This is a genomic window from Shewanella sp. LZH-2, from assembly GCF_016859145.1.
In the GTDB taxonomy this organism is placed as follows: Bacteria; Pseudomonadota; Gammaproteobacteria; order Enterobacterales; family Shewanellaceae; genus Shewanella; species Shewanella xiamenensis.
Window position 1 is genome coordinate 3,585,612 of the sequence record NZ_CP069350.1, and the last position, 24,336, is coordinate 3,609,947.

Below are 24,336 nucleotides of genomic sequence, written 5' to 3' on the forward strand. Positions count from 1 at the left end.
AGATCCTCAATCCCAAGGCTTAGAACATGTAGCGTGCAGACAGTTTCATATTACGGCCGGGCTGATACAAGGTTTGCCATGCCTGCAGATACTTCTCATCACCAATGTTTTCAATGGCAAAATCAACTCTCAGGCCCGACATCACGCCCATCGCGGGCTCCCATGCAAGGTAAACATCCCAAAGGGTGTATTCATCATACTTAGCAACACTGTAGCCTGTAGGAGTATTCGTTTGGCTGGCAACATAGGTCACTCGCGTGCCTAGCTTCATATCGCCTTCCATAATCCCTTGGGACAAGTCGACATTAAACTTATTGGCTGGCATCCCTTCGATATAATCGCCAGTATTACGGTCTTCTCCGCGGGTTTGACTATAATTCATCGCTAAACGCGTTTGTCCGATGCGATAACGACCGCTGAGCTCAAAGCCCGTTAATTGAGCGTCTTCCACGTTGTTCCACGAGGTTGTTTGCTCGAGTCCTGGTATCCCCCGATATGGATTAGAGACTTGCTGAACAATAAAATCGTCCACATCATTACGGAAGATGTTTAAGGTAATGGCTAACTCATCATCACCAGCTAAGTCATTGAAGCGAAGGTCAGCTTTAAGCTCTTTATTACGCGCCACTTCTGACTTTAGGCTAGGATTCGTCGCAAAGGTGTTACATAACCCTTTGGGTAAAAAACCCGGTATTGGCGGAATACAGTAATGGGTACCGCTAGAGAACATTTCTTCCACTGTCGGCGCTCGGAAGGCCTGATCATAGCGCGCACTTAAGGTCAGCCATGGCTGCGTTTGCCAACTTAATCCAAGTGAAGGAGATAGCTCAGTATCATCAGCAGATGCATTCAGGTTATGACTCTCGTTTTTAAAACTGTCATAACGCAAAGCAGCATCGAGGTTTACCGTTTGTGTCAGTTGCACATCCGCCCGAGTAAAAGCTCCCCATACTGTTGTTTCGCCATTTATATCCTCAGGACGCTGCCCAACCTGTCCCTTATCGTCTCTGACAGTTTTAAGGGTATCGCGATAGCCATCCACACCGTAGGTCAACTTAGTGTTACCGAGTTGAGAACTATTGTTCAAATTAATGCCAACGGTGCGGTATTCAGTACTATCTAATTGGCCTTTAGTGACACGGTCTTCGTCGTAATCTGTGCTATTCCAATAAACCTGCACATGAGTATCCAAATAAGGATTATTGGCTGGCGCTAAGCTGTAATTGAGGGTGATATTTTGATCGTCAGTTTTGCGGCGCACTAAAGGCACTGAGCTACTCACAGCGGCAGAAGGATTACTTGGCACCAATTCATTAATCTTGTTAACTCTTGCCGATAACGCTAAGCGCGAGGCTTCATCAGCCTGCCAGCCGAATTTAGCCAGTCCACTGCTTCCTGAAGAAGCGCTGTTGACTAAGGTTTCATCATTGCCGGTATTAATATTGTTGGAATCAACATAACTGCCATTGAGCAACCAATCGACAGTTGCTTGCTGGCCATAGACTGCGGCGCTGGTTTTAGTGCGATCGCCATTGGTGTCATAGCCTTGCTTGACATAACCACCAAAGGTTTCATTTGGCGCTAAAAAATCCTGAGCAGACTTAGTATTTTGTGCAACAACACCGCCAAGGGCACCACTGCCCCACAAACTACTGGCAGGGCCACGGATCACCTCGATAGATTTAAGTAGTTCAGGGTCCATAAAATAGGAACCGCGATGACCCGAACTAGTATTTTGCCTTGCACCATCGATCGTTTGTAAAACACGATCACCGCTTAAACCACGAATCTCGACGCCCTGAGAGGTCGCTCTTGGGCCATTTGTTAAGTTAATATTCGCTTCGTTTTTTAATACTTCGGCAACCGATGAAGCCTGTGAAACGTTAAGCTGCTCTTCTGCGACAACAGCAACACTTCGACTGGTTTCAGACACTTTCTCACTCAAACGCGTCGCACTCACTAACACTTCATCAAATTCAGTTTCGACAACCCCCTGTTCAGCACTCTTCTGAACCGCAGAGGGTTTGACGCCTTCTTCAGCCGCTAACGCAAAACTTAGCGCCGTACTACTTAGTGCCATCGCAACGGCGATCACTAACGGCTTTTTGTTCATATTATCTTCCTCAAATTATTAATTTTATTAATCAATTAGTATCTAAAAAGACTCGTAACAGTCATTCGCCTACCTTGGCATTTTGCTAGTTTTTTGAGCATTCACTTTAGCAATTGCAGGCACTCTAACTGAGAATATAAAATTGATCAAATGAAAATCATTATCATTTGCGATCTTATTTATATTTGTGTATCTTAATTAGCAATGATTGATGAGTGAATGCTTTGAGAATGGGAAGGTTTGCCGTGACACCAAAACGATATTTAGCTTTTGGCGCATTAACTGTTGCGATTCAAACGGGGGTTATAGCTTCGCAACCTACGCCTGCTCAGCTTAAAATAGTCAATTCACCGACCATTCAGGGTGAATCACATCAACGTGTTACCTTAAACCCTGTTACCTTAAACTTTGCTAAACCCCAAATAGCTGCGGCATCGGATGCTGCTGGTAACACTGTAAACAAAACCCATCACGCATCATTGGTACAGACTGTTACTACACCATCGACACGAACTGCTCAACCAAAGCTGACAACATCTACACCTAAAAAAAACGTTCAAAGTAAGACTGAGCAAAAACAAAGTATTACTGCATCAATTGATAAAAAAACCATCGCGCAGCCAAAGTCTAAACAGTCGCAGGAGCATCACTACACCGCCAACACTGACAATCTAAAATCCACAGAAAAAATGGCGCCACACGCCGAGTTAGTGCCAACCAAACCAACACCAAGCTTGAATGAGCAACAGAATTCAATGGATAGCAATATGGCGCCTCATCAAACCGTGGTTGAACTCACATCCCCCACTTTTGCCAGTCAACCACCCCAACCAACATACCCGCGTATGGCGCGCAAAAAAGGCTTGGAAGGAACCGCAACAATTGAAGTGATGTTTAACGAATTTGGACAACAGCTCGCCCTCACGTTAGTCAAAAGCTCTGGTGTCAGCCTGCTGGATCAAGCGGCACTAGAGGCGGTAGAGACTTGGCAGTTTGAGGCGCCAAGCCCAAAACTGGCGAGCCATTACAAGGTGAGGGTACCGATTCGCTTCGCCTTAAATTGATCCTGTGGCGATGCAATCGCTTAACCACGCTAATCCTATTGCAACGAATTTGGCTGAATGCTTGATAACAGATCTAACTATAGAGACTCACCGCTTATGACTGACTTTTCTACCCTACATGGCCAGCTCGGTTCACTCACCTGGCCTTTGCTGATATGTGCATTCCTTGCCTTGATGATTTGCCTTGAGCGTAGCGCACTGTTTTTACAACAATCCGTAGCGTCAATCTCCCCAAAAAAACAAGCTTGGGTTAAAGAGCTACGCCACTCTGATGCCAAACCGACAAGCGAAAACATTCAAGCTTTACTCTCTAAAACCAGCCATCAGCAGGATTTACTGGCCAGTGGCGCAACACTGCTGTTAGCGCAAGCACATCAACCCAAACCACTCAGGGAAGAATTACTCAGTCTATGGCTGAATAAACAACAAAGGGAGCTGCAAGCGGGCCTTAAGATTTTGCAAGTGATAGGGATTATTAGTCCGCTACTGGGGTTACTCGGCACAGTACTTGGGTTAATTGACATGTTTGCCCAACTTGGCCAGTCCCAAGGGCCAGTCACACCCGCGCAACTCAGTGCGGGGCTTGGGCTGGCGATGAATACTACCGCAGCAGGCCTTATTATTGCGGTGCCGACTATTACCGCCGCCCATTTATTCGGGATCTGGGCGCATAGCCAATGCTTAAAAGCGAGCCATGTGCTGAATCAAATTAACTTATGGTTATCCGGTGTAGACAAGCAGCCACTTGAGCAGGACTTATATCAGGCATTCGCTCTAGGAAATCAGGCGAATCAAACACCTAACACTCCACACGCAGCATCTCTTGAGTCTCAGCCATGATAAGCACTCACCACACGTCGTTACCCCAAGCAGGGATCAGTGCCTTAGAGCCACTGCCCAGCGTCGATCTTACGGCATTGATTGATATTATTTTTATTGTTTTAGTGTTTCTGTTGCTCACCGCAAATAGCCGTTTGCTGAGCTTACCCGTTGATGTACCTCAAAGCCCAAGCAACGCCATTACTGCATTCGAGCATAAGCAATCGATAGCCATCAATATTATGGCGACTTCACCCTACTGGGCGATTAATGGCGAAAAATTTGCTGATTTAACCGCGTTTACTACAGCCTTTGAAGCGCAGTTAACGGCTCAACCACAGGCCACCGTCATTATTGCTGCCGATAAAGCCGCGCCAGTTGAACCGCTAATGCAGCTACTGGCACTTTTGCAGGGCAACGCCATTAATCAAACCCAAATTTTGATGGAACATTAACCCTAAACCTTAACTCAATCGTGTTTTAACCCGTTTACCCTGCAAGGTTGATAACACCTCGACCTTGCTTTTAGATGGATCAGGAGTTTACCCATGTTGTTTCAAGCTGTGCGTTATAGATTTAATAAACTCAGTCAACCGACCGATAGCAATGCATTCAATAAATGGTTGTGTCTACTCCCCGCAGTCACAGCACTCTTTTCATTTAATGCTTGGAGTACAACTCAGGATATAAAGTTGGTGAGCGCAGGTGCGGGTGTCACCGAGTTAGTGCTGGCGTTAGATGCGGCCGATGAGTTAGTGGCTGTCGATGCCACCAGCTATGTGCCTGAACAATTAAGCTCAGTCGCCAAACTGGGGTACCACCGCATGCTTTCCGCTGAAGGCATTATGGCACTCAGCCCTACACTGGTTGTGGGGTCCGATGTAATGGGCCCAGAAACCACCCTTAACGTACTAAAACAAGCCAATATCAAGGTAGTGCAATTACCCTCAAGCGCCGATGAGCAACAATTAATGAGCAATATCGATACGCTGGCACAATCGCTTAATCGAACAGACAAAGCGGCCCCGCTAAAGCAGGAGTTGCATCAAAGGCTAGATAAATTAAATAAGCAAAAACAACAACTCAGCCAACATAATGCTCAGCCAAAAATCCTCTTTATGTTATTACAGGAAGGACGAGGAGCCAGAGTCGGTGGCAAAGGTACCGCTGCCGATACCATTATTGCGCTATCGGGCGCAAAGAATATTGCAGACTTTGAAGGTTACAAGACATTGTCCCAAGAGGGCATTCTCGCCTTACAACCGGATGTGATTTTACTGTCTAACCGCAGCGAAAAAACTGACTCGCAAACCAACACTCAAACAACCCAGGCTCTATTAAAGGAGATGCCGCTGCTAGCGCATACTCCCGCAGGCCAAAATGGCCATATCCAAACCCTTGCCCCGCAAGCTTTACTGGGAGGTTTAGGTATTAGCGCCATTGGTGCTGCCGAAACGCTTGCAGATACCCTACTCACTCAAGGTAAAACGGCGGGAAAATAACCATGTTACAGTATCGCTGGCTTTGGCCCACAATGATGATGCTCCTCATCCTGAGCAGTATACTCTCGGTGAGTGTAGGTCCTGTAAGCATTAGTCTTATGGACTCCCTCAGTGCGGTATTTAATTGGGCAACCCAGCAAAGCATTGGCAATCTTGCACCCCATGAGCAACTGGTGGTAAGTAACGTGCGTCTACCCAGGACCTTGTTAGCCCTTACGGTAGGCGCAATTCTTGCTCAATGTGGCGCTGTGATGCAGGGATTATTCCGTAATCCACTGGCAGACCCAGGTATTATCGGGGTGTCATCGGGAGCTGCATTAGGTGCGGCCATCTGTATCGTGTTATTTCCCGACGTGGGATCTTTTATGATTTCCCTTGGCGCCTTTCTCTGTGGGTTAGCCACAACCCTGATCGTTTATCGTCTGGCGAGTAACGGTTTAGGCACATCTGTGGTGTTATTGCTGCTTTCCGGCGTGGCAATTGCAGCGCTAGCAGGAGCGGGCATAGGCGTACTGACTTATCTCGCTAATGATATGGCATTACGTGACTTAACCCTTTGGCAAATGGGCAGTATTGCGGGAGCTCAATGGCAATATGTCGGCCTGTGTTTACTGGTATTAGTGCTGCTGAGTTGGCGTTTTCAGCGTGATGCCATGGCACTTAATGCCCTGCTACTGGGTGAAGCTGAAGCCAGACATTTAGGGATTGATGTCGACCGTCTTAAGTTAAGACTCATCCTACTCTGTGCATTAGGCGTAGGCGTGAGTGTGGCCGCAACAGGGATTATCGGTTTTATTGGTCTAGTGGTTCCCCATTTAGTGCGGATGATTTTGGGGCCAGATCATAAACGACTTTTACCCATGAGCGCCCTCTTGGGCGCTGCGCTTTTAGCCTTAGCTGACATAGGTGCGCGGGCATTTTTACCCCCCGCAGAATTACCCGTCGGCTTAGTCACAGCACTTATCGGTGCACCTTTCTTTATCTTTTTACTCCTGCAACAACGCAGCAAATTAATCTAAACGAGAACTTCATGGCTATGAGCTTATCGGCTGCGCCCGTCGCTAAACAACATTTTGAACGTACCCAATTAACCGTGGATAGGCTCAGCTACGCTATCGGCGATAAGGCGGTGTTGAACAACATTCGCGTGCAATTTCAACCGGGCAGTGTCACCGCACTTTTAGGGCCTAATGGGGCAGGCAAATCCACACTGTTAAAGGCACTGTGCCAAGAGATCCCCACTGCGCAAGGCAGCATCAAGCTTGGCCACTGCCAACTGGTGGATTGGCCAAGGGCTGAACTGGCAAAATCCCTCGCCGTTCTGCCTCAACATGCCAGCTTAACCTTCCCCTTTACCGTGGATGAAGTGGTGGCAATGGGGCTTTATCCCTTAACCTTGAGTCAAAAAGAAGGCCAGCAGTTAGTCACAAAATGGCTTGCCGAAGTGGGTGTATTGCATTTAGCCCGACGCAGTTACCCCACGCTTTCTGGGGGAGAAAAACAAAGGGTGCAACTGGCGAGGGTGTTAACGCAGTTAAGCCAATCCCCCTTCCCGCCGATTTTACTGTTAGATGAGCCAACCTCAGCACTGGATCTGGCGCAGCAACACAAAGTATTAGCGCTAGCAAAAAATCTCGCCCACAAGCACGCCTACACTGTGATTGTGGTATTGCACGATCTCAATCAGGCAGCCCGTTACAGCGACAGAGTTATCGTCCTCAAACAGGGTGAAATCGTCAGTGAAGGTACACCTAACGATGCATTATCGATTGATATAATTCGCCAAGTATGGGATTACGAACCTGAGTTTATTCCTGCACCACAGGGTGGTTACCCACTGATTTTTTAATGCAAAATTGACTTCACTAGCGCCTTTAGCGGCACAGTTGTGGGTATAATCCCTGCAATCGACACCTAAGTCACAGTGTGAACAGATGAAAACCACTATCTCAACCGAAACCCAGCAAGATGCCTTAGCCATGGCGAAGGCCACTCAAAAACCAGGACAAACCAAAGAACAAACTAAACTGATTGCCCAGGGGATTGAAAAGGGCATTGCCGAATATAAAAAACTGCAAAAAGCTAAAGCTCGCGAGCGGGATAAACAGAGAAAGCAACAGTTAAGGGCAAAAAACCAACAAGTAAGCGCGGCTGGCGAGATGGATGACGGCGAAGATTTTCCGCTACCACAGACTCAATTTACTCCCATTGCTTGGGCTGCCATCGCCCTGTTAGTCCTTAGCTGGCTGGGTTTTGGGGCATATATCTTCCTTTAACAGATGAGATTCGCGCGTATCGTATCAAAGTAGCCAGTCAGCTCCTGTGGTAGAAACTCTTGTACAATTAGCGCCTTAGTGTCGATATTGCCAGCCCTTAGCTGGACTCGCCCCGTATCGGGTAAAAAGGCCAACTCAAGCCAGTTGGCTCTATCGGGGTAGCCATCGAGTGTTAGGCAAAGCGCGTTATCCCGCTCAATCGCAGACTGACAATCCCAGCATTGGCCGATAAGATCGAGCAACACTTGTCCGCTTTTCATATCGGTTAATCTGGGCGCGTACACCCAATGGGACATACGCATTTCGTGGGGAATAATCTCAAGCTTAACGCGGCCCTGTAGGAAAAACTGTTCGGTTAACATCATCGGATCATCAAAGTACTTATCGTGTATGAATAAATCGTGTATGAATAGAAATGACTCAGCAATGGCCTGATTAACTCTCTGGTTTACTGATTAACTATCTGGTTTATAAGTAGATTAACTCATTAAGCCTTCTAATCGATTCGCAAGCCGCTTGGCTAAGCCTTTTTGCCAAGCTGCACTCTTTGGACGGCTGTAAAGCCTATCTTCCCATGCAAAAATCTTGTTCATGCCATGATAAGCGAGCCACGGTAAAGGTTCAGGTTCCCAAGGCGTTAATACTTGCTGAACGGGGGCATTAAACGCCCAAGGCATAGTGGTAAGCGGCGTATCACGCGCTAAGATCAAGTCCACCAGCGTGCGGGCAAAAAGATTGGCAGCCCCAACACCTTCGCCGCCGTAACCACCAATAAGCCCCAATCCTACATTTTTATCGTAAATAGCGTGGGGCGCAAACTGCCGTGCTAAAGCTAAGGTACCGCCCCAACCATGAGTAATTTGCACATCCGCCAATTGCGGAAATAACGCCAACAATAGCTGATAGCGAAAGCCAAATTCCCCTTTAAAAGCCGATTGACGATGGCTAGCGGGAGATTGGGCATTAAAGCACTCGGGATTAAATCCAAATTCAGTCCGCACTTTAGCGCCAAATCCGTAGCCGCCACGGGCGCCAAATATCAAACGGTTATCAGGACTTCGCTGACCATAGGTAACGATGCGGCTAGCATCACTAAAGGTCGCGCGATTAGCTAAACCAATGTCCTGCCACATTTCATCCGTTAACGGCTCAGTGGCGATCAGTAAACTCTGAACTGGTAAGGTAAATCGTCCCAACTCACCCAATTGGCGAAGATAGCCTTCAACGGCGGGCACCACAATCGCCGCACGAACATTTCCTTGTGGCGTCTGTAATTGGGTTTGCGCATCACCGAGATACGCCATGTGATTTACTGGGGTATGCTCGTAAATCTTCACCCCTAAACTTTGCACCAGATCAGCCAAACCACAGACGAGTTTCGCCGGATGTATTCGCGCACAATGGGGCGTAAAAAGCGCCGCTTGGCCGTAGGCCATGGAGACTTGTTTATCGAGTTCGGTTTTATCTAGCCAGCGAATATCCGCTTCGCCAAAACCTTGCCGACGCCACTGTGCTAATTCGGCTTGAATATTGGCTAATTGCTCAGGATAACGGGCGGCTACCCGTAAATTGCCGCCATGGTGTAAATCACAGTCGATATGATACTTGGCGCAAACTGCGGCAACTTCAGCAATAGTTTGTTGGATCAAGGCTTTTGCTATTAAGCGCGACTCACCTTGAAGCTTATTAAGATAGGCTACATCGCCACTAAAACCGCTCATCAACCAACCGCCATTTCGCCCCGAAGCGCCTTGGCCAATGGTGCCAGCCTCAAGAATCACTACGGATAAATTCGGCTGGTATTGCTTAAGATAATAGGCCGTCCATAGTCCTGAATAGCCCGCGCCAATAATGGCGATGTCTGCGGCAATATCATGTTGTAGCGCAGCTAAAATAGTTCTTTGACTTAATTTAACTTCGGTATCAAACCAAAATCCGCGCTCTTTCACGCCACGGATTCACTTAATGGACTGATACCGATAATTGAGGCAATTTCCTCGAAATGTGTATCAACCCACGCACTGCTAATTGGCCCCCAGGTCAAAATGCGATAATAACCTGCATTGTTTCGACTGCCATCTTGGATAAACTCGACACGGATGCCGATATCTTCAAACGCGGCGATAGCATCCTGCAACGTTCGCCTCGGCATTCCAGTCAACTTATTGAGTGATAACAAGTTATGCCGATCATCGTCCATTAAATGCGCTAAATATAGCTTACGTAAAAACGCCTTATGTTGTTTCGATATTGACTGAGTAGCAGATTCGAGGGGCATAAAAAATCAATCCAAATATTGACCAAGTGAATATAAAACTACTTGATATTCAGTGAATAAGAAATAGCCTTCATTCAAATTATTCGAGCAAATTGACCCGTTTGACATCTGTTCCCACAGATACATTTTCGCATTTGCTTGTATAAGCTCTCCATCACTGTTATTTGTAAAAAAGATTAATCAATGGGAGAGCCAACGATGGGCCAAATGATGACCGCACAGCAAGTGCTACATTTCTGGTTTGAGGAAATTTCACCTCAATCTTGGTGGATAAAAGACCCAACATTTGATGCACAAATCCAATCTCGCTTTGAAGACCTATTAAAACAAGCCAAGCGCGGTGAGCTTGCGCATTGGCGCGTGACACCTCAAGGTCGTTTAGCCGAAATCATCGTACTGGATCAATTCTCGCGAAATATCTATCGCGACACGCCAGCAGCGTTTGAGGCCGACACTATTGCGCTGGTCCTTGCCCAAGAGGCTGTTGCACTCCAAATTGATAAGGAGCTTTCTCCCAAACAAGTACCCTTTTTGTTTATGCCTTTTATGCATAGCGAATCCCCAGCCATCCATCAAGTTGCTGTAAAATTGTTCAATCGAGAGGCTGCAATCGCTAATCTCGAATTTGAACTAAAACACAAGGCTATTATCGACAGATTCGGTCGTTATCCTCATAGAAACAAAATATTAGCTAGAGAGTCGACAGCAGAAGAAATCGCTTTTTTACGCCAGCCGAACTCGTCATTTTGAATATAAACAAGCTTTATTCAGATAAAAATAACTGTGGCTGTAGATTAACAAACTACACTTACAATGATATGTCAGGGGACAACTCTGGGCATCATGAGATGGCCAATGGTGCGAAAGGTAACAGTGCGTAATGAAACAAACTAACCATATTTCCTGCGTCTCTAGAATGACCTGTATTCGCTACCCATTGCTAGCAGTAATTGCATTATTGTATCCCCAATTAATCCAAGCGGCGGAACTGAAAATTGGCGTGAGCCTCTCCATTCCTCCCTATGTCATCCAAGAATCTGATAGCGGCCTAGAACTCGATTTGCTGTATCAAGCACTTGCAGTCAAAGGGCATACCGCCAATATTGAATATTTGCCTTTAGCACGCACTTTCCATGAACTTAGGGAGGGTAAACTAGACGGCATAATCAACGTAAAAGAAGGCATGATCGAAAACGTTTTCTACTCTAATGTGGCGATTCGTTATCAAAATTGCGCAATCAGCCTAGAGAAAAATAACTTTTCGATTAATAGCATTAAAGACTTAACGGATAAAAAAGTCGTTTCCTTTCAACGTGCAGCAAGCTTCTTAGGTGATGAATTTACTCAAATGACTAAAGCTAATCCTAGTTACCAAGAACAAGCTCGGCAAATACAGCAGGTTTACATGCTGATGAAACACAGGGCTGATGTCGTGGTTATGGATAAGAACATTTTCACTTACTATCTTAGACAGGCATTTATTGAGGGAAAACTCACCGAAGTAGAGAGTAAACAGGTGGCGGTATGTCATCGTATTTTTCCACCGACTGAGTATAAATTTGCGTTTTTAAGCGAGCAAATCCGTGACGACTTTAACCTTGGGTTAAAACAAATTACCGAAGATGGGACACTGATCGCCTTACAAGAAAAATATCGGCAACTCATGTCCCTAGAGAATGAAGCTGAAGCCTCAAATACCATTGTGGATCAATCAAAACTCAAGCAAGATCCTTTATAAGTTAACTACTTAACTACTAATACTGGGCATTTCGCCAATCTAACAATATCTTGACTCACATGGTGCTTTAAAAAATCCACTAAGCCGCTGCTGCCATGGCTTGCAATCACAATCATACCCGCATCGGCTGACTCAGCTAAAATCTCTTCGCTCGCATCACCATGACGAACAATACATTTAATCTTTAGTCCAGCCGCTAATCCCTGCTGCATTTGCAGCTGTAGACTCTGCATTTTTGTCTCCACAAACTCGGCTAACTGTTGCTCAAGTGTCGCGGGAGTATCTACCGCAATACCATAACAATGGGCACTTCTTGCAGGGCTGACAACATGCAGCAAACGGATATCTACGTGATATAGATTAGCCATTTCAACCGCATAATTAAGCGCATGGGCGGCAGTTGCCGAAAAATCCGTAGGGCATAACACTTCTTGAGTACGCATAATTTTATCCATCACTTAGGTTGTTGCGCCCCATATTAGGGCAAATGGCATTGCTTATAATCTGTATTTTATCGCAGTAACTCGAGACAAGCAGCTAGGCCGTAAAATTAATTATGCTTTAGCAATCAAAAACAAAGGGCGCCTTAGCGCCCTGTTATCTACCCAATACAGACTATTTCACTACCAATACAGGGCATGCCGCGCCATTGGCAACAGCTTCGGCAACATTCGTATGTAAAAAGTGCGAAATTCCGGTTCGTCCATGGCTAGCAATCACCACCATACCAACGTCCTTACTATTTGCCTCCTCGAGGATTTGATCGACGGGATCGCCTCGGCGAATAAGTGTTGTAATCGGTAATTCGGTCTTGAGTCCCTCGAGTAACGCCTGCATTTTAGTTGCTGCGGCCTCCTCCATGCTTTTAGCGAGTTCCTCAGGGGTAATCGCTAAAATCATAAAGTTTTCATCACCAATAGGTTGCTCAACAACGTGTAAAATCTTTAGCCCTACATGGTATAGATTTGCCATTTCAATAGCATAACGTAGCGCATGGGCCGCAGTTTCCGAAAAATCTGTGGGCCAGAGTATTTGACCTGAACGCATAATCTGTTCTCCTTAATGGCTAGTCATCGTGAAGCTCATCTTTGAGCCAAGTAATGGCATCCAGTTTGTCGACAAAAAACTTAACCTCGGCCGGAGTAAACCAGTTTGCCAGCTTTGCCATCACCTCCTGTAGAGTCGTTTTACCGACAATAGCAATCCGTTCAAAGTGGCGAACATGCCTAACCCCTAGTTTTAGATCGTCCCAAGCGGCTTGAAGTTCCCAACCTTCAAGCTCAGTCACATCGACTAAGGCATAAATATCGGGATCTTTCACCCCAGCTAACGCGGCTTCGAGCACGGGTACCATCACCTCATAATCTTGATGAGTTAAGGTACCTATAGCTTTAAAGGCAACAAAAAAATCATCATCACCATAACGCTCGATCCCAACTGAAATTCCATGCTTTAACAAAGTCATACATACTCCTTGTCTAACAAATGTCCTGTTAAGTGTAAAAGCTAAGTCTCTATCAGGCCGTGATCTTGCTCATAAATGCATCAGTATGCTTGCGCAAAATCACGCTAACCGCTAGGATAAACCGACTAATCAGTCGGTTTGTGTATTGAGCAACAAACGGCTTTATTTTATTAAGACTTGCACTCAAGGGACCACGATGAACATGGCAACAGACGCAGCAAAAATCTCGCCGTTAACCGAGTTACTCCAACGTCAGCGTGCAAGTTACTTAGCCGCACCGAATCCTGATTATGCGATCCGTAAAGAACGCTTAATCCGCCTTAAAGCCGCCTTGCTAAAATTCCAGCAGCCGCTCGTCGAAGCGTTATCACAGGACTATGGCCATCGTTCGGTCGATGACAGTCTGATTTCCGACATTATGCCTGTGGTCAATAACATCAATTACAGCTTGAAAAACCTCAAAAAATGGCTCAAGCCAAGCCGCCGCCATGCGGGCATCTTACTCGCCCCCGCCCAAGTCAAAGTGCATTATCAGCCACTAGGCGTTATTGGGATAATCGTGCCTTGGAACTTCCCCGTCATGCTCTCCATTGGGCCATTAGTCACGGCGATTGCTGCGGGCAACCATGCCATGCTCAAACTTTCGGAATTTACTCCAGCAACTAACAGCGTTATCAAACAGTTGCTAGCCGAAGTATTTGATGAATCCCATGTTGCCGTTGTCGAAGGTGAAGCTGATGTCGCGGCGCAGTTTTCAGCACTGCCCTTCGATCATCTCCTATTTACTGGTTCAACCACGGTTGGCCGCCATGTGATGCGCGCCGCGGCCAATAATCTCACCCCCGTTACCCTTGAACTCGGAGGTAAATCGCCAGTAATTATCGCCCCCGATATACCACTAGAGATAGCGGTAGAACGAATGATTTATGGTAAGTGTTTGAATGCTGGACAAATCTGTGTAGCGCCTGATTATGTGCTTTGCCCTAACGCTAAAGTGAGCGATTTTATTCAAGCCTATCAAGCAAAATTCCAAGCCATGTACGGCGCAATTGCCCAAAATAAGGACTACGGCAGCATTATTAATGCCCGCCAGTTTGAGCGCTTGATGACAGTACTCGAGGATGCCAAAACCAAAGGTGCCAAGATTATCTCTGCCTCAAATGAAGCGATAGACAGCCAGAATCGTAAACTCGCCACTCAGCTGATTACTAATACCACCGAAGATATGCTATTGATGCAAGAGGAAATCTTTGGGCCGCTATTACCCGTTATCGGTTACGACTCTTTAGATGAAGCCATTAGCTACGTAAACCGTCGCGCCAGACCCTTAGCGCTCTATGTGATGAGTTTTGATGAGGCGAGCCAACAAAAAATCCTCAAGCAAACTCACTCTGGCGGTGTTTGTATCAATGAAACGGTATTCCATGTAGCAGCCGATGATGCGCCCTTTGGCGGCATAGGCCCATCAGGTATGGGGCATTACCATGGTAAAGAAGGATTCCTCACCTTTAGCCACGCCAAAACCGTGCTGAGCCGTGGTCGCTTCAACACGGGTAAGTTTGTCCATCCTCCCTATGGCACTTTTATCCAACGTATGTTGATGAAGCTGTTTTTACGCTAATACGGGCCGCTTAGGAGTAGTTATGTCGAGCTTATTACCAACAGATACAGATACTAAGCCCATGACAGATAAACGTCAGGCGATACTCGATACCGCCTTATCGTTATTTGTCAGCCAAGGCTTTCATGCCACCTCGACCGCTTCAATTGCCAAGCAGGCTGGCGTAGCGACAGGCACACTGTTTCATCATTTCCCAACCAAAGAAGTGTTGATGGAAAGCCTGTTTCTCACGATTAAACAAGAGTTTGCTAATGCATTATTGTTAAATATCAAAGAAGGGAGCGATCTTAAAGAGCATGCAGAAATCCTCTGGCAGAGCGCGATTGACTGGTCGATTGATAATCCAATCAAGCAATTATTTTTTCAGCAATATTCAATGTCACCTATGATTGCGGCTTCTATCCGCGAACAAGCAATGAATAGCATCTTAGGGTTTATCGCCCAGTTGATAAAAAAAGGGCAGCTAATGGGATTAATTGCCCACTATCCCATTGAATTAATGCTTGAAAATTGCCACGGACAATACTTAGCAGCCACACGATTTTTTATAGATAACCCCGAATTGGGCAGAGATAAACATTATCGTGATGCCAGCTTTGCGCTGTTTTGGAAGGCGTTACGGGCTGACTAAACCTAAAAGCAATCGAGCCAGACTTATATCTGGCTCGATTGTGGCGATGTTTAACTGAATGAACAGATATTTAATACGATTAGTATAATCAGCTTTGGCTTAATTCAGGTTGTTTTTCTATAGGTTGCGACAACTGCGAAGCACTCCAATAACCTTGTTTTACACCCTTTTCGATAAGCTCAGCGACTGCTAACTCAATGGCTTGTAGTACACAAAACTGCACTGGTTCATTGGTGGTAAAACCGACTTCGGCTTCGGCCAAACGATTCAAACTGGTATAACGGAACAGGCCTGCACGCATTTCCTGTGAAAGTACCCTTTTACTTGTAGATACAGACATCATCACTTTGCCTGTGTGAACATCAACAGCACGCAGATAGATAGTGACCAGATCTTCACGGTACATTTCCGAGGCGCCGATACCATAATATTCAACCCCTGTACCGCCTGTGCTGGTGTTAGTCTCGTAACTGATAATGCCGCCTTCTAACAGCAATCTCGCCGTCGATAACACGGGGATATCATCGCCCTTTGAGCCATTTTGTTTATTGCTGATTTTGCGCTCAGTTAATAAATTTTGTAGGCCTTCACGTTCAACGGGCGTAAACCATTTAGAGTCGATCAAGGTTTGCATCAGCATAGATGTCGCCCCTTGTGTGACCGCGGTGGAGAATGAACTCACGTTCGCCTGAGGCTTATACTGGCCTGTTTGGTCGCGAAACGAATAGACAGCTACCGGAATAGGAAACTTAGGCCCAGGCTGACTCTGTAGTTCCTTCATCACCTCACTCATCGGATTAACTTGAGCAGGAGTAATATTTAAGTCAGGCTTTGGGATCAAGCTACAGGCGGACATACTCAGCAGCATAGAAGCGATAAGGATGGAACGTGCCATTAGTTTCCGCCTCCAAAAGTTGGCATTTCAATCACAGTCACTTCACCGGTTTCAATGTTAGTGATGGTCAACATCACCCCGGTACCAGTAGAAGCGACTTCGATACGAAAATCGCCCGTATCGTACACCCCATCGGTGATCTCACCATCGGCAACGCCGCGGGTGATGGAGTTAATGATGTTACGTTCCAATGATTCCTTAAAACGAGTAACAAAGTCCTTCTCAGTAGAGCTGGCTTTATTATCGTTTTGAGCCTGCGCTTTATTGAGTAAAAAGGAGCCATTCGCTGGATTGCCCCCAAAGCTTGGGTTGACGGGGGTATAGATTAATTCGGTTGCTTGGCTAGTGTGAGCTATGCAAAGCACAGCAAGAGAAAGTAACGTCCTGAATGTCATTATTGTTATCCTACAAATCGTCCGATGTTCCTGAAAAATCACCCGTAATCGCATTAGCCCTGACTTGAGCTAAGTAATCAATCGTCAACAAAATGGCCTGCTCTGCGCTCTCCTTAATCGGGTTCGCCCGACGACCAAAGTGTGTGGTGTAAATACGAGTTCCATTCACTTCTAAATTCAAAACTGTCCCCGCCTGTGGAAATACAGTTTCATACAAGGTCACGTTAAACCCTTGAGTAAACGGCAATTCGCGCCAATAACTTGAGTAGTAAAAACCAAAATCCTTACCAAAACGCGTTAAGGTTCTATCTATCACAAGCCCACTGATTTCAATATCATCATCGGCTAACGCGCCGGAAGCGCTTATAAACAAGAATGGACATAAGAAACTGAACAACAACCGCTGAATTAACGATTTCACAGGTCCCTCCTTACCTTAAGATGCCGCTTTAGCGTAAACGCATACTACGCCATGTTGTGCATGTAACATTTCACGCTTATTTTCATTAAAGAAAGGTTAACAGGATTGAAGATCGCTAGTCATTAGACTGAGACCTAAATTAGCCCAAAAAGCTAAGGTAAAAACCGCAAAATAGCCCATTTGGGTAATACGTTAGAATGAGTAATGAAAACTCTTGATACACTCTTAAACGCAGATTATTGCGGTAACCAAAGTTGTACTGATAGCCCGCCGTCGCTGCGATTATGCATGCTAATACTGCCTTCGTGGGCCTCAATGATTTCGCGGCAAAGTGGTAAGCCTAAGCCTGTACCCGATTGTTTAGTTGAGTAAAAGGGCAATAGGGCTTGCTCTAACACTTCCTCGGACATACCGCTGCCGCGGTCCTCGATTTTGATACTAAAGCCCGCTCCATCCACCAGCGTTTGAAAGCGAATCGATAGCGTGACCTCATCGGGATTAGAACCTGATTCATGGGCATTTTTCAGTAAATTCAGCAGGACTTGTTCCATTTGCCCTTGGTCGAAATAACCCATTTCAGCGGGCAACTCATTGGCTAAGGTAAAAGGATAATGCTGGGTTAAATGCTCGACAAGCTGCTGCCATGGCACCTCACGTCGCTGTGGTAAAGGCAGTTTAGCAAAGCGCGCATAATTGAAAATAAACTGACTTAAGTGATTCGTGCGACTCTCTATGGTGTCAAATATCAGCTTAAGCTTAGGATTATCGAGATCTTTCGTCAGTAAACGCCCCGAGTTCACCATGGAGGCGATTGGCGCAACGGAATTATTTAGCTCATGGCTGATAATGCGGATCACCTTCTTCCATACCGCCACTTCCTGACGATTGAGCTCTCGAGTCATCTGCTTGAGCAAAATTAAGTTATGCTGCTGGTTATTCAGTAAAAACTGGCCACGACTCAGATACCAAGTCTCAGTATCATCCTCACCCATGGTAAACAGGCCGCTCTTTTCTTGCTTAAGGGCCAAGGCAAGTGCTTCGGGTAAGTCTTGCAGCAACTCGTCGAGGCTCAATCCTTCCATCTTGCCTTTGATATGAAAAAGATGCCGCGCCGCATCGTTGGCATACATGAGTTTTTGGTGGTCGTTAAACAGCAACATCACATTCGGAGAGCTTTGAATCACCTTATCCAATAGCAATTCGCGCTGGTAAATGTATTGCCGCTCTTGGCGCAGCTTAGCCGCCGAATCATTGAATAACTCAGCCAATGCTTTCAACTGCCCCTCACCATTTGCAGGAATGCTGACGCTAAAGTCATTGTCATTAAAGTTGAGTAAACCAACCTCTAAGGCATTGAGACTGCGAGCTAAATGGCGGGTAAACCAAGCCACACCTAAGGCACAGATTCCGCAGGCAAACAGTAATATGAATAGCCATTGAGTAATTGGCGGTGTGGACACAGCCTCGTGTTCTAACTTCAACTTAGGCAGCGAGATAGATTCAGCGGGTGGCGCTATGGGGGGCACCTCAGGATGGACTGAAGGACTAAAGAGCCCGTCTTTAAGCCGCTCGAGTTTATAGAGCTTTATTTGCAGCTGTTCTTGCTTAAGTTGCTCCAACTTTTGCAGCTCATGCTTAATCTGTTCCGCCCTTAAACGCTCCTGCAATGGCAGAGTTTGTTGTAATTGCTCGTTATTTTTTATCGCTGCCTCGACAGTCTCTTGCAGCTTATCTATATCGAAGGGCGGTATAGTGATATCGGGGATCTTGATGAGCTCAGCGACTTCAACGGGCGAGATAGACGGACGATAGCTCACAGCACCTAAGGTCAAGAGCACACCTAAGGCGCAACAAACGGTTGAATAAATGATTAATTTTGTTCGCAGTTGCACCTAAAATTCCGCCTAATGCTCAGTGTTTATCATGCTATGGTTATTTTTCTAGACCAAACTTATCCATGCGGCGATACAAAGCCTGTCGACTCAAGCCTAGGGATTTCGCCACACGCGCAATCACGCCCTTGTGTTGCCTTAGGGCCATTTCAATCTGCTCACGGCTAACGTCCATAGCGTCGCTGGAGTCCGATTGAGCAGGCACGTCATGATGCAAACTCTTCATCTGCGGTTCAATCGGTGTTATTGCGGACAAGGTTCGCCCAAATGTCGTAGTGTTTATTGCACTGGAATGACTTCCATGGGCAGGGGGCAAACCAAAATCGGCTTCGGTTAACACTCGGCTTTGGGCCAACAGTGCCGCACGTTTGCAGGCGTTTTCCAACTCCCGCACATTGCCCGGCCAGCGGTGCTGTAATAGGGCTTGCTGCGCAGGTTTACTCAGGCTAAAGCTCTCGCCTACAAAATGTTTCACTAAAGGTAAGATATCATCAACACGTTGATTCAGCGGCGGTAAGGCCAATTCAATCACATTCAAGCGGTAGAATAAGTCCTCACGGAAACGCCCTTCGGCAATATCTTGGGCAAGGTCGGCGTTAGTCGCACTGATCACTCTCACCTTCACCTTTAAGGTTTTATGGCTGCCTAAGCGCTCGAATTCTCCGGTTTGTAATACCCGCAGCAATTTCACTTGGCCCGACAGGGGTAAATTACCTATTTCGTCCAAAAACAGCGTGCCGCCATCGGCCGCTTCAAAGCGACCAATGCGCGCCTTGTTAGCCCCCGTAAACGCCCCCGCCTCGGCACCAAAGAGTTCGGCTTCGAGCAACTCCATTGGCAAAGCCCCCACATTAACCTTAATAAAGGGTTTGTTTTTTAAGGGAGAATTGGCATGGATAATATCGGCAAGCTTATCTTTACCGGCACCGTTAGGGCCTGTGATCAATACAGATACATCGGAGCGTGCCAGTTGTAAGGCTAAGTCAATACAACGCTGCATCGCACCACTACCAAAAACAATCCCGCACAGATCCGCATCGGCAATCGCGACTTGGCGTTGTGAATTAACTCGCTCGAGCTGATGATTTGTACGTGCAAGCTTATAGAGAGCAATTAAATTCGTAATGCTGTTTAGTAATTTAGCATCATCCCACGGTTTGCCCATGTAATCAGCGGCGCCGGCTTTAACCAACTCAACAGCGGTTTCGAGCTGCGTCCAAGCCGTCATTAAAATGATCGGCAAATCCGGCTGCCTATCACGCAATGCATAAAACAACTGCCGCCCTTCTTCCCCAGAGGTGGTATCGCGGGTGAAGTTCATATCTTGGATAACAAGATCAATATCATGGGTCGCGATCAGACCAAGGGCATCATCTGGTGTATGGCAAGTTAACACCTGATAACCATTGATCTCCAGCATTAAGCCCAAGGCCTGGCAGATGGCGTGGTTATCGTCGACAATCAGAATTGTGTCCATGTGGCAAAGTATATCCCGAGTAAAACTATTAACCTTAAAGTAACAAAAAGTGCAATAACATCCTACTGTTATCGCACTTTATGCCGCTCAGCTTATGTTACACAGTACGCGTCGCTGTCGCCGGAGATATCTTGGCAGCCTTGCGTGCAGGTAAGTACACCGCAAGGGTGGTCACCACAAATAATCCAACAACGGTGAATAATGGATAGGAAAGCGCCAGCATAGGTAAGCTATACAGGCTCATCAATTGCTGGCCTAACTGAATCGCTAACAGCACACCCAAAGTGCCACCTAACAGACATAGCAGATAGTTTTCCACTAGGAAGTAGCTGATAATATCGCGCTTTTTAGCACCTAACGCGCGGCGAGTGCCAATCTGCTTGGTGCGACGCTGGATATTGAACATCACCATCCCTGTCACCCCAAGTGAGGTAATCAACAACAGCAATACCACCATCATGGTTAGTACGGTTGCCATTAATTCATGGTCACGATATGCCTCGATACGGCGCTCGCTCATGGTTGTAAAGCCTTCGACTACCCGGCTAGGATATTCTTTATGCAGGGCTTCGGGGATGACCTCTTTTAAGCGCTCAATATCAGCTGGCTTAGCTCTTACTAAATAACGTTTATAGTCAGCGGGATAATTCACCGACAACACAGAACTAAACTCAAGGTTACTATTATCAACCCATGCCGTTTGTAAGCGCTCCAGCACTCCAATCACCACAAAGTGCTGTGTGCCCATATATACGCTCTTGCCAAGCGCTGATTCATTCGGCCACACCTTATCGACAAAGGCTTTAGTGACGATCATCTTGCCCCCATCTTCCAGCAACTCTGTGGTGATTTCCTGGGGATAAAAATTACGTCCTTCAACTAACTTCAGCCCTAAGGAGTCGATAAAATGCTCATCACTCATATACATGCCGGTATTGGGCGTAGATTTAGCGCGCTCCTCAGGCCCTAGGGTAAAGTTACTCGACCAACCGCCGCCGCTCAGGGGAGCCATAGAGGTAGGTGCAACATCGATAACGCCAGGGATCGCACGAATGATCTCTAAATCTCGTTTATCCTGCGCGACTAAATCTGTCGATTTATCAAAATGATAAATACTGAAATCAAAGACTTCACTTTCAACAATCCCCGACTCACGCGCCATTAAATTTAATCGTTCGGCGATAATAAAGCTGGCATTAGCGACGATAGCCACAGACAGAATAATCTGTAATAACAATAGTAAGGGGCCGCTTTTACTGCGTAATAAACTGCTGAGAATAGGTTTGATATGTAACATATTGCCCCCGATTATTGGCTCTTAAGATAAACACTTGGGTTAGTGGTACACACACGCCACGCAGGATAAATACCCGCCACAATCGCTGCAAAAATGGCAATAACAGGCGCAATGAGCCACATGCTGGCGTCGAGATGAGTAATCGAAGCCTCAAGTTGAAACTTCTTTGTGAGCAACGCAAGTGAGCCCCAAGCCCAAGCCAAGCCGAGTAAGCCACCGAATAATCCCATCAAAGACACTTCCACCATATGTTGGGCAAAGATCTGCCCTTGGCTGGCGCCGATGGCGCGGCGCACGCCAATTTCGGGAGCTCGGCGTAAAAACTTAGACAGCAACAGACCTAACATATTGACTAAGCAAACAATGAGGAAGAGTGCACTGAGGCCCACCAGCACCTTGTTATCCTCTGGCACCACTTTATTAATGACTAGCCATTGGTCAATATCGGACAATTGCACATCGGCCTTAGGTGAGCTAAAGCGACCTAATTTCTTTTGTTGTTCAATATATTGGCGAACCCACTGACGGTACTCAGCGACTTGTTCAGGCGTATCGAGTTGTACCCAAAATTGTGTCCAATGCTTTTCGGAGGTTAAACGCTGCGCGTAGTTGTTGATGCTCTCATAGTTCCAGCCATTGGTATTTCCCCAACTGCCATATTCCTCAATCGGCGCTAAGCTGTAGGGCACAAACAAGGTATCCACATTGCCAAAGGCGCCGTTGTTAAGGTCATAATAGTTTGGACTCGGCGCCCAAGGCTTAAGCACGCCAACCACCTGATAAGGCTTAGCATTGAAATAAATTGTCTTGCCGACACTATTTTGGCCCGCAAACAGCGTCTTATTCAGCTCATCGGTCAGTACCACTTCGTAGCGAGCATCTTTATCGACGCTGTCATCCCATGCCTGACCGTATTGAAACTCAAGTCCAAACAGTGGGAAAAAGTCGTTATTGGTCACCCTAACCCGAGATTGCAGTACAGGTAAAAAAGCCGGATCTTCGGTTTGCACCGCGCCGCCCGTGCGAAACATGGGGGTTTGCAGGCTCGGAATATCACTCTTAAGTAAGTTCATCCCGTCTTGATAGGTGATCTGTTGATCGAAGCGATCCCAAGCATCTGGACCTTGGCTCCACAGTTGCACCGCAAACAATTGGCTGGACTTCTCCCCCGCAGGGTTAGTGGACATCATTTTGTAAATGTTAAGAGTGGTAATCGTGATGCCTATGCCGATGGAAATCGCCATGATCATCAATGCCGACAACATGGGCGTTTTTTTAATGCTACGCCAAGCTAAATCTAAGTAATAGAAGAACATAACCGCTCCTAGCCTTGGGCGTTAGCAACCAGTTTATCGACACTGCTGTGGCTTGCACTGCGGGCCGCATTGGGTTGATACATGGTAAAGTCGCAGACTTGTCCATCGACAATTTGAATATTGCGCTGGGCGCGGCGAGCCAGTTCAGGATCGTGGGTCACCATGATGATGGTGGTGCCAGATTGGTTAATATTCTCTAATAATTCCATCACTTGGCGGGCCATTAAGCTGTCGAGGTTACCCGTAGGTTCGTCGGCGAGCAGAAAACGGGGTTCCCCCGCTAAAGCACGGGCAATCGCTACCCTTTGCTGTTGACCGCCGGATAATTGAGTCGGCAAATGCTTCATCCGCGCACCTAAGCCCACTTGCTCTAATGCTTGCTCCACACGGCGTTTACGCTCCTTGGCACTAAAACCACGGTAGCGCAGCGGTACTTCAATGTTTTCCGCGAGGTTAAGATCGGGGATCAAGTTAAAGCCTTGGAAGATAAAGCCAATCTTCTCATTGCGTACGGCAGCACTCTTGTTATCACTGAGGTTGGAGACATTAATCCCATCTAAAAAATAATCCCCATGGGTGAAGCCTTCGAGCAAGCCAGCAATATTTAAGAAGGTGGTTTTGCCTGAACCCGAAGGGCCTGTGACCGCCACAAACTCGCCCTCGTTTACCTCAAGGTTGAAATCCCGCAGTGCGTGGGTTTCTACTAAGTCCGTTTTAAAAACTTTACTGATATTCTTCATTGATAACATTTTAATTTCCTTAATTAATTTTTATCTTTGCGCGTAAACGGCTAATAAAACGCGCGGGACTTCAATGTAACTTGAGCATGTAACAGACGAAGCAGAGGCAACCGCTTATCAGCCCAGAAAAGCACCCATAATGAACTCACTCAACTTACCGAACAGCCCATTTAGGCAAGAGAATATCAAGCTCACACTTTCCATCGAGACATCACCAATCTGGCGCATTTCGTCTAAGGGATTGGTCCATTCCAAAATATTTAAGCCAAGGAAAAACCAACTATTAGCCTCTCCAATCCCCAGCTCTACCGCCACAACTAACAGGGCCAAAGCGAATACGCCAAACAGCTTGGAGGACATCAACACACTGATATCAACATTTTTATGACTCATTAT

27 protein-coding genes are annotated in these 24,336 nt (G+C 46.5%); 11 read left to right on the forward strand and 16 right to left on the reverse strand.

Features of this window, described 5'->3' with window-relative positions; all coding sequences use genetic code 11:
* Positions 1 to 19 precede the first annotated feature (19 nt).
* Entirely contained in the window at positions 20 to 2,113 is a 2,094-nt protein-coding gene (locus JM642_RS15810; protein ID WP_203432129.1) for a TonB-dependent hemoglobin/transferrin/lactoferrin family receptor, read from the reverse strand.
* 245 nt (positions 2,114 to 2,358) lie between these two features.
* Here JM642_RS15810 and JM642_RS15815 point away from each other — a divergent pair, with 245 nt between their 5' ends.
* From JM642_RS15815 to JM642_RS15845, 7 genes are all read left to right on the forward strand, one after another.
* Complete coding sequence (locus tag JM642_RS15815) at positions 2,359 to 3,177, forward strand: energy transducer TonB (protein WP_188871475.1); 819 nt, start codon at positions 2,359 to 2,361, stop codon at positions 3,175 to 3,177.
* A gap of 96 nt (positions 3,178 to 3,273) precedes the next feature.
* Entirely contained in the window at positions 3,274 to 4,017 is a 744-nt protein-coding gene (locus JM642_RS15820) for a MotA/TolQ/ExbB proton channel family protein (protein ID WP_226871904.1), read from the forward strand.
* Positions 4,014 to 4,451 (forward strand): biopolymer transporter ExbD, encoded by a 438-nt coding sequence (locus tag JM642_RS15825; RefSeq protein WP_172587419.1) that lies wholly within the window; start codon positions 4,014 to 4,016, stop codon positions 4,449 to 4,451. Before JM642_RS15820 ends, JM642_RS15825 begins: the two co-directional genes overlap by 4 nt.
* Before the next feature lie 93 nt (positions 4,452 to 4,544).
* The gene (locus JM642_RS15830; protein WP_109277627.1) at positions 4,545 to 5,498 is read left to right on the forward strand and encodes a hemin ABC transporter substrate-binding protein; all 954 of its coding nucleotides are present in this window, start codon (positions 4,545 to 4,547) and stop codon (positions 5,496 to 5,498) included.
* A 2-nt stretch (positions 5,499 to 5,500) separates the two neighbouring features.
* Entirely contained in the window at positions 5,501 to 6,517 is a 1,017-nt protein-coding gene (locus JM642_RS15835) for an iron ABC transporter permease (protein WP_037427112.1), read from the forward strand.
* Between the two features lie 11 nt (positions 6,518 to 6,528).
* Positions 6,529 to 7,347, forward strand: coding sequence for a heme ABC transporter ATP-binding protein (locus JM642_RS15840; protein WP_050991314.1), 819 nt, complete (start codon positions 6,529 to 6,531; stop codon positions 7,345 to 7,347).
* An 85-nt stretch (positions 7,348 to 7,432) separates the two neighbouring features.
* Positions 7,433 to 7,774, forward strand: a complete 342-nt coding sequence (locus JM642_RS15845; RefSeq protein ID WP_203432130.1) for a DUF2956 domain-containing protein — start codon at positions 7,433 to 7,435, stop codon at positions 7,772 to 7,774.
* Here JM642_RS15845 and JM642_RS15850 read toward each other — a convergent pair.
* The 3 genes from JM642_RS15850 to JM642_RS15860 all read right to left on the reverse strand — a co-directional run bounded on the left by JM642_RS15850 (position 7,771) and on the right by JM642_RS15860 (position 10,052).
* Positions 7,771 to 8,139 (reverse strand): hypothetical protein, encoded by a 369-nt coding sequence (locus JM642_RS15850; protein ID WP_239000453.1) that lies wholly within the window; start codon positions 8,137 to 8,139, stop codon positions 7,771 to 7,773. The genes JM642_RS15845 and JM642_RS15850 overlap by 4 nt on opposite strands.
* 114 nt (positions 8,140 to 8,253) lie before the next feature.
* On the reverse strand, positions 8,254 to 9,723 hold the full coding sequence (locus tag JM642_RS15855; RefSeq protein ID WP_203432131.1) for an FAD-dependent oxidoreductase: 1,470 nt from the start codon (positions 9,721 to 9,723) through the stop codon (positions 8,254 to 8,256).
* Entirely contained in the window at positions 9,720 to 10,052 is a 333-nt protein-coding gene (locus JM642_RS15860) for a winged helix-turn-helix domain-containing protein (protein WP_037421538.1), read from the reverse strand. The genes JM642_RS15855 and JM642_RS15860 overlap by 4 nt, the downstream gene beginning before the upstream one ends.
* Positions 10,053 to 10,250: 198 nt before the next feature.
* Between JM642_RS15860 and JM642_RS15865 the strand changes: the two genes are divergently transcribed.
* Together JM642_RS15865 and JM642_RS15870 are read left to right on the forward strand one after the other, a co-directional pair.
* The gene (locus tag JM642_RS15865; protein WP_203433844.1) at positions 10,251 to 10,802 is read left to right on the forward strand and encodes a DUF924 family protein; all 552 of its coding nucleotides are present in this window, start codon (positions 10,251 to 10,253) and stop codon (positions 10,800 to 10,802) included.
* Positions 10,803 to 10,968: 166 nt separating this feature from the next.
* A complete protein-coding gene (locus JM642_RS15870) occupies positions 10,969 to 11,790 on the forward strand; it encodes a transporter substrate-binding domain-containing protein (protein WP_239000516.1) in 822 nt (273 codons plus the stop codon).
* A gap of 5 nt (positions 11,791 to 11,795) precedes the next feature.
* Here the strand turns inward: JM642_RS15870 and JM642_RS15875 are convergent, their stop codons facing one another.
* From JM642_RS15875 to JM642_RS15885, 3 genes are all read right to left on the reverse strand, one after another.
* Positions 11,796 to 12,233 carry a universal stress protein gene (locus tag JM642_RS15875; protein WP_055647015.1) on the reverse strand — a complete coding sequence of 146 codons (438 nt, stop codon included), beginning with the start codon at positions 12,231 to 12,233 and terminating at the stop codon, positions 11,796 to 11,798.
* Positions 12,234 to 12,405: 172 nt separating this feature from the next.
* A complete protein-coding gene (locus JM642_RS15880) occupies positions 12,406 to 12,837 on the reverse strand; it encodes a universal stress protein (protein ID WP_037421550.1) in 432 nt (143 codons plus the stop codon).
* A 19-nt stretch (positions 12,838 to 12,856) separates the two neighbouring features.
* Positions 12,857 to 13,255 carry an STAS/SEC14 domain-containing protein gene (locus tag JM642_RS15885; protein ID WP_172587413.1) on the reverse strand — a complete coding sequence of 133 codons (399 nt, stop codon included), beginning with the start codon at positions 13,253 to 13,255 and terminating at the stop codon, positions 12,857 to 12,859.
* Positions 13,256 to 13,451: 196 nt separating this feature from the next.
* On the opposite strand from JM642_RS15885, the gene JM642_RS15890 reads away from it, so the two are divergent.
* On the forward strand, positions 13,452 to 14,876 hold the full coding sequence (locus JM642_RS15890; RefSeq protein WP_203432132.1) for a coniferyl aldehyde dehydrogenase: 1,425 nt from the start codon (positions 13,452 to 13,454) through the stop codon (positions 14,874 to 14,876).
* A 22-nt stretch (positions 14,877 to 14,898) separates the two neighbouring features.
* Positions 14,899 to 15,507, forward strand: coding sequence for a TetR/AcrR family transcriptional regulator (locus tag JM642_RS15895; RefSeq protein WP_037421559.1), 609 nt, complete (start codon positions 14,899 to 14,901; stop codon positions 15,505 to 15,507).
* Positions 15,508 to 15,595: 88 nt separating this feature from the next.
* On the opposite strand, the gene JM642_RS15900 is transcribed toward JM642_RS15895, so the two are convergent.
* The 9 genes from JM642_RS15900 to JM642_RS15940 all read right to left on the reverse strand — a co-directional run bounded on the left by JM642_RS15900 (position 15,596) and on the right by JM642_RS15940 (position 24,333).
* On the reverse strand, positions 15,596 to 16,402 hold the full coding sequence (locus JM642_RS15900; protein ID WP_203432133.1) for a CsgG/HfaB family protein: 807 nt from the start codon (positions 16,400 to 16,402) through the stop codon (positions 15,596 to 15,598).
* Positions 16,402 to 16,797 (reverse strand): curli assembly protein CsgF, encoded by a 396-nt coding sequence (locus JM642_RS15905; protein ID WP_023269023.1) that lies wholly within the window; start codon positions 16,795 to 16,797, stop codon positions 16,402 to 16,404. Before JM642_RS15905 ends, JM642_RS15900 begins: the two co-directional genes overlap by 1 nt.
* A 10-nt stretch (positions 16,798 to 16,807) precedes the next feature.
* Complete coding sequence (locus tag JM642_RS15910; protein WP_203432134.1) at positions 16,808 to 17,218, reverse strand: curli production assembly/transport protein CsgE; 411 nt, start codon at positions 17,216 to 17,218, stop codon at positions 16,808 to 16,810.
* Between the two features lie 236 nt (positions 17,219 to 17,454).
* On the reverse strand, positions 17,455 to 19,110 hold the full coding sequence (locus tag JM642_RS15915) for an ATP-binding protein (RefSeq protein ID WP_203432135.1): 1,656 nt from the start codon (positions 19,108 to 19,110) through the stop codon (positions 17,455 to 17,457).
* A gap of 40 nt (positions 19,111 to 19,150) precedes the next feature.
* Complete coding sequence (locus tag JM642_RS15920; RefSeq protein WP_203432136.1) at positions 19,151 to 20,587, reverse strand: sigma-54 dependent transcriptional regulator; 1,437 nt, start codon at positions 20,585 to 20,587, stop codon at positions 19,151 to 19,153.
* A 97-nt stretch (positions 20,588 to 20,684) separates the two neighbouring features.
* Positions 20,685 to 21,884: an FtsX-like permease family protein gene (locus JM642_RS15925; protein WP_037421576.1), complete on the reverse strand. Its 1,200-nt coding sequence runs from the start codon at positions 21,882 to 21,884 to the stop codon at positions 20,685 to 20,687.
* 11 nt (positions 21,885 to 21,895) lie between these two features.
* Positions 21,896 to 23,200 carry an ABC transporter permease gene (locus JM642_RS15930; RefSeq protein WP_203432137.1) on the reverse strand — a complete coding sequence of 435 codons (1,305 nt, stop codon included), beginning with the start codon at positions 23,198 to 23,200 and terminating at the stop codon, positions 21,896 to 21,898.
* A gap of 8 nt (positions 23,201 to 23,208) precedes the next feature.
* Positions 23,209 to 23,949, reverse strand: a complete 741-nt coding sequence (locus tag JM642_RS15935; protein ID WP_023269017.1) for an ABC transporter ATP-binding protein — start codon at positions 23,947 to 23,949, stop codon at positions 23,209 to 23,211.
* 108 nt (positions 23,950 to 24,057) lie between these two features.
* Positions 24,058 to 24,333 (reverse strand): hypothetical protein, encoded by a 276-nt coding sequence (locus tag JM642_RS15940; protein ID WP_037428407.1) that lies wholly within the window; start codon positions 24,331 to 24,333, stop codon positions 24,058 to 24,060.
* Between the last annotated feature and the right edge of the window lie 3 nt (positions 24,334 to 24,336).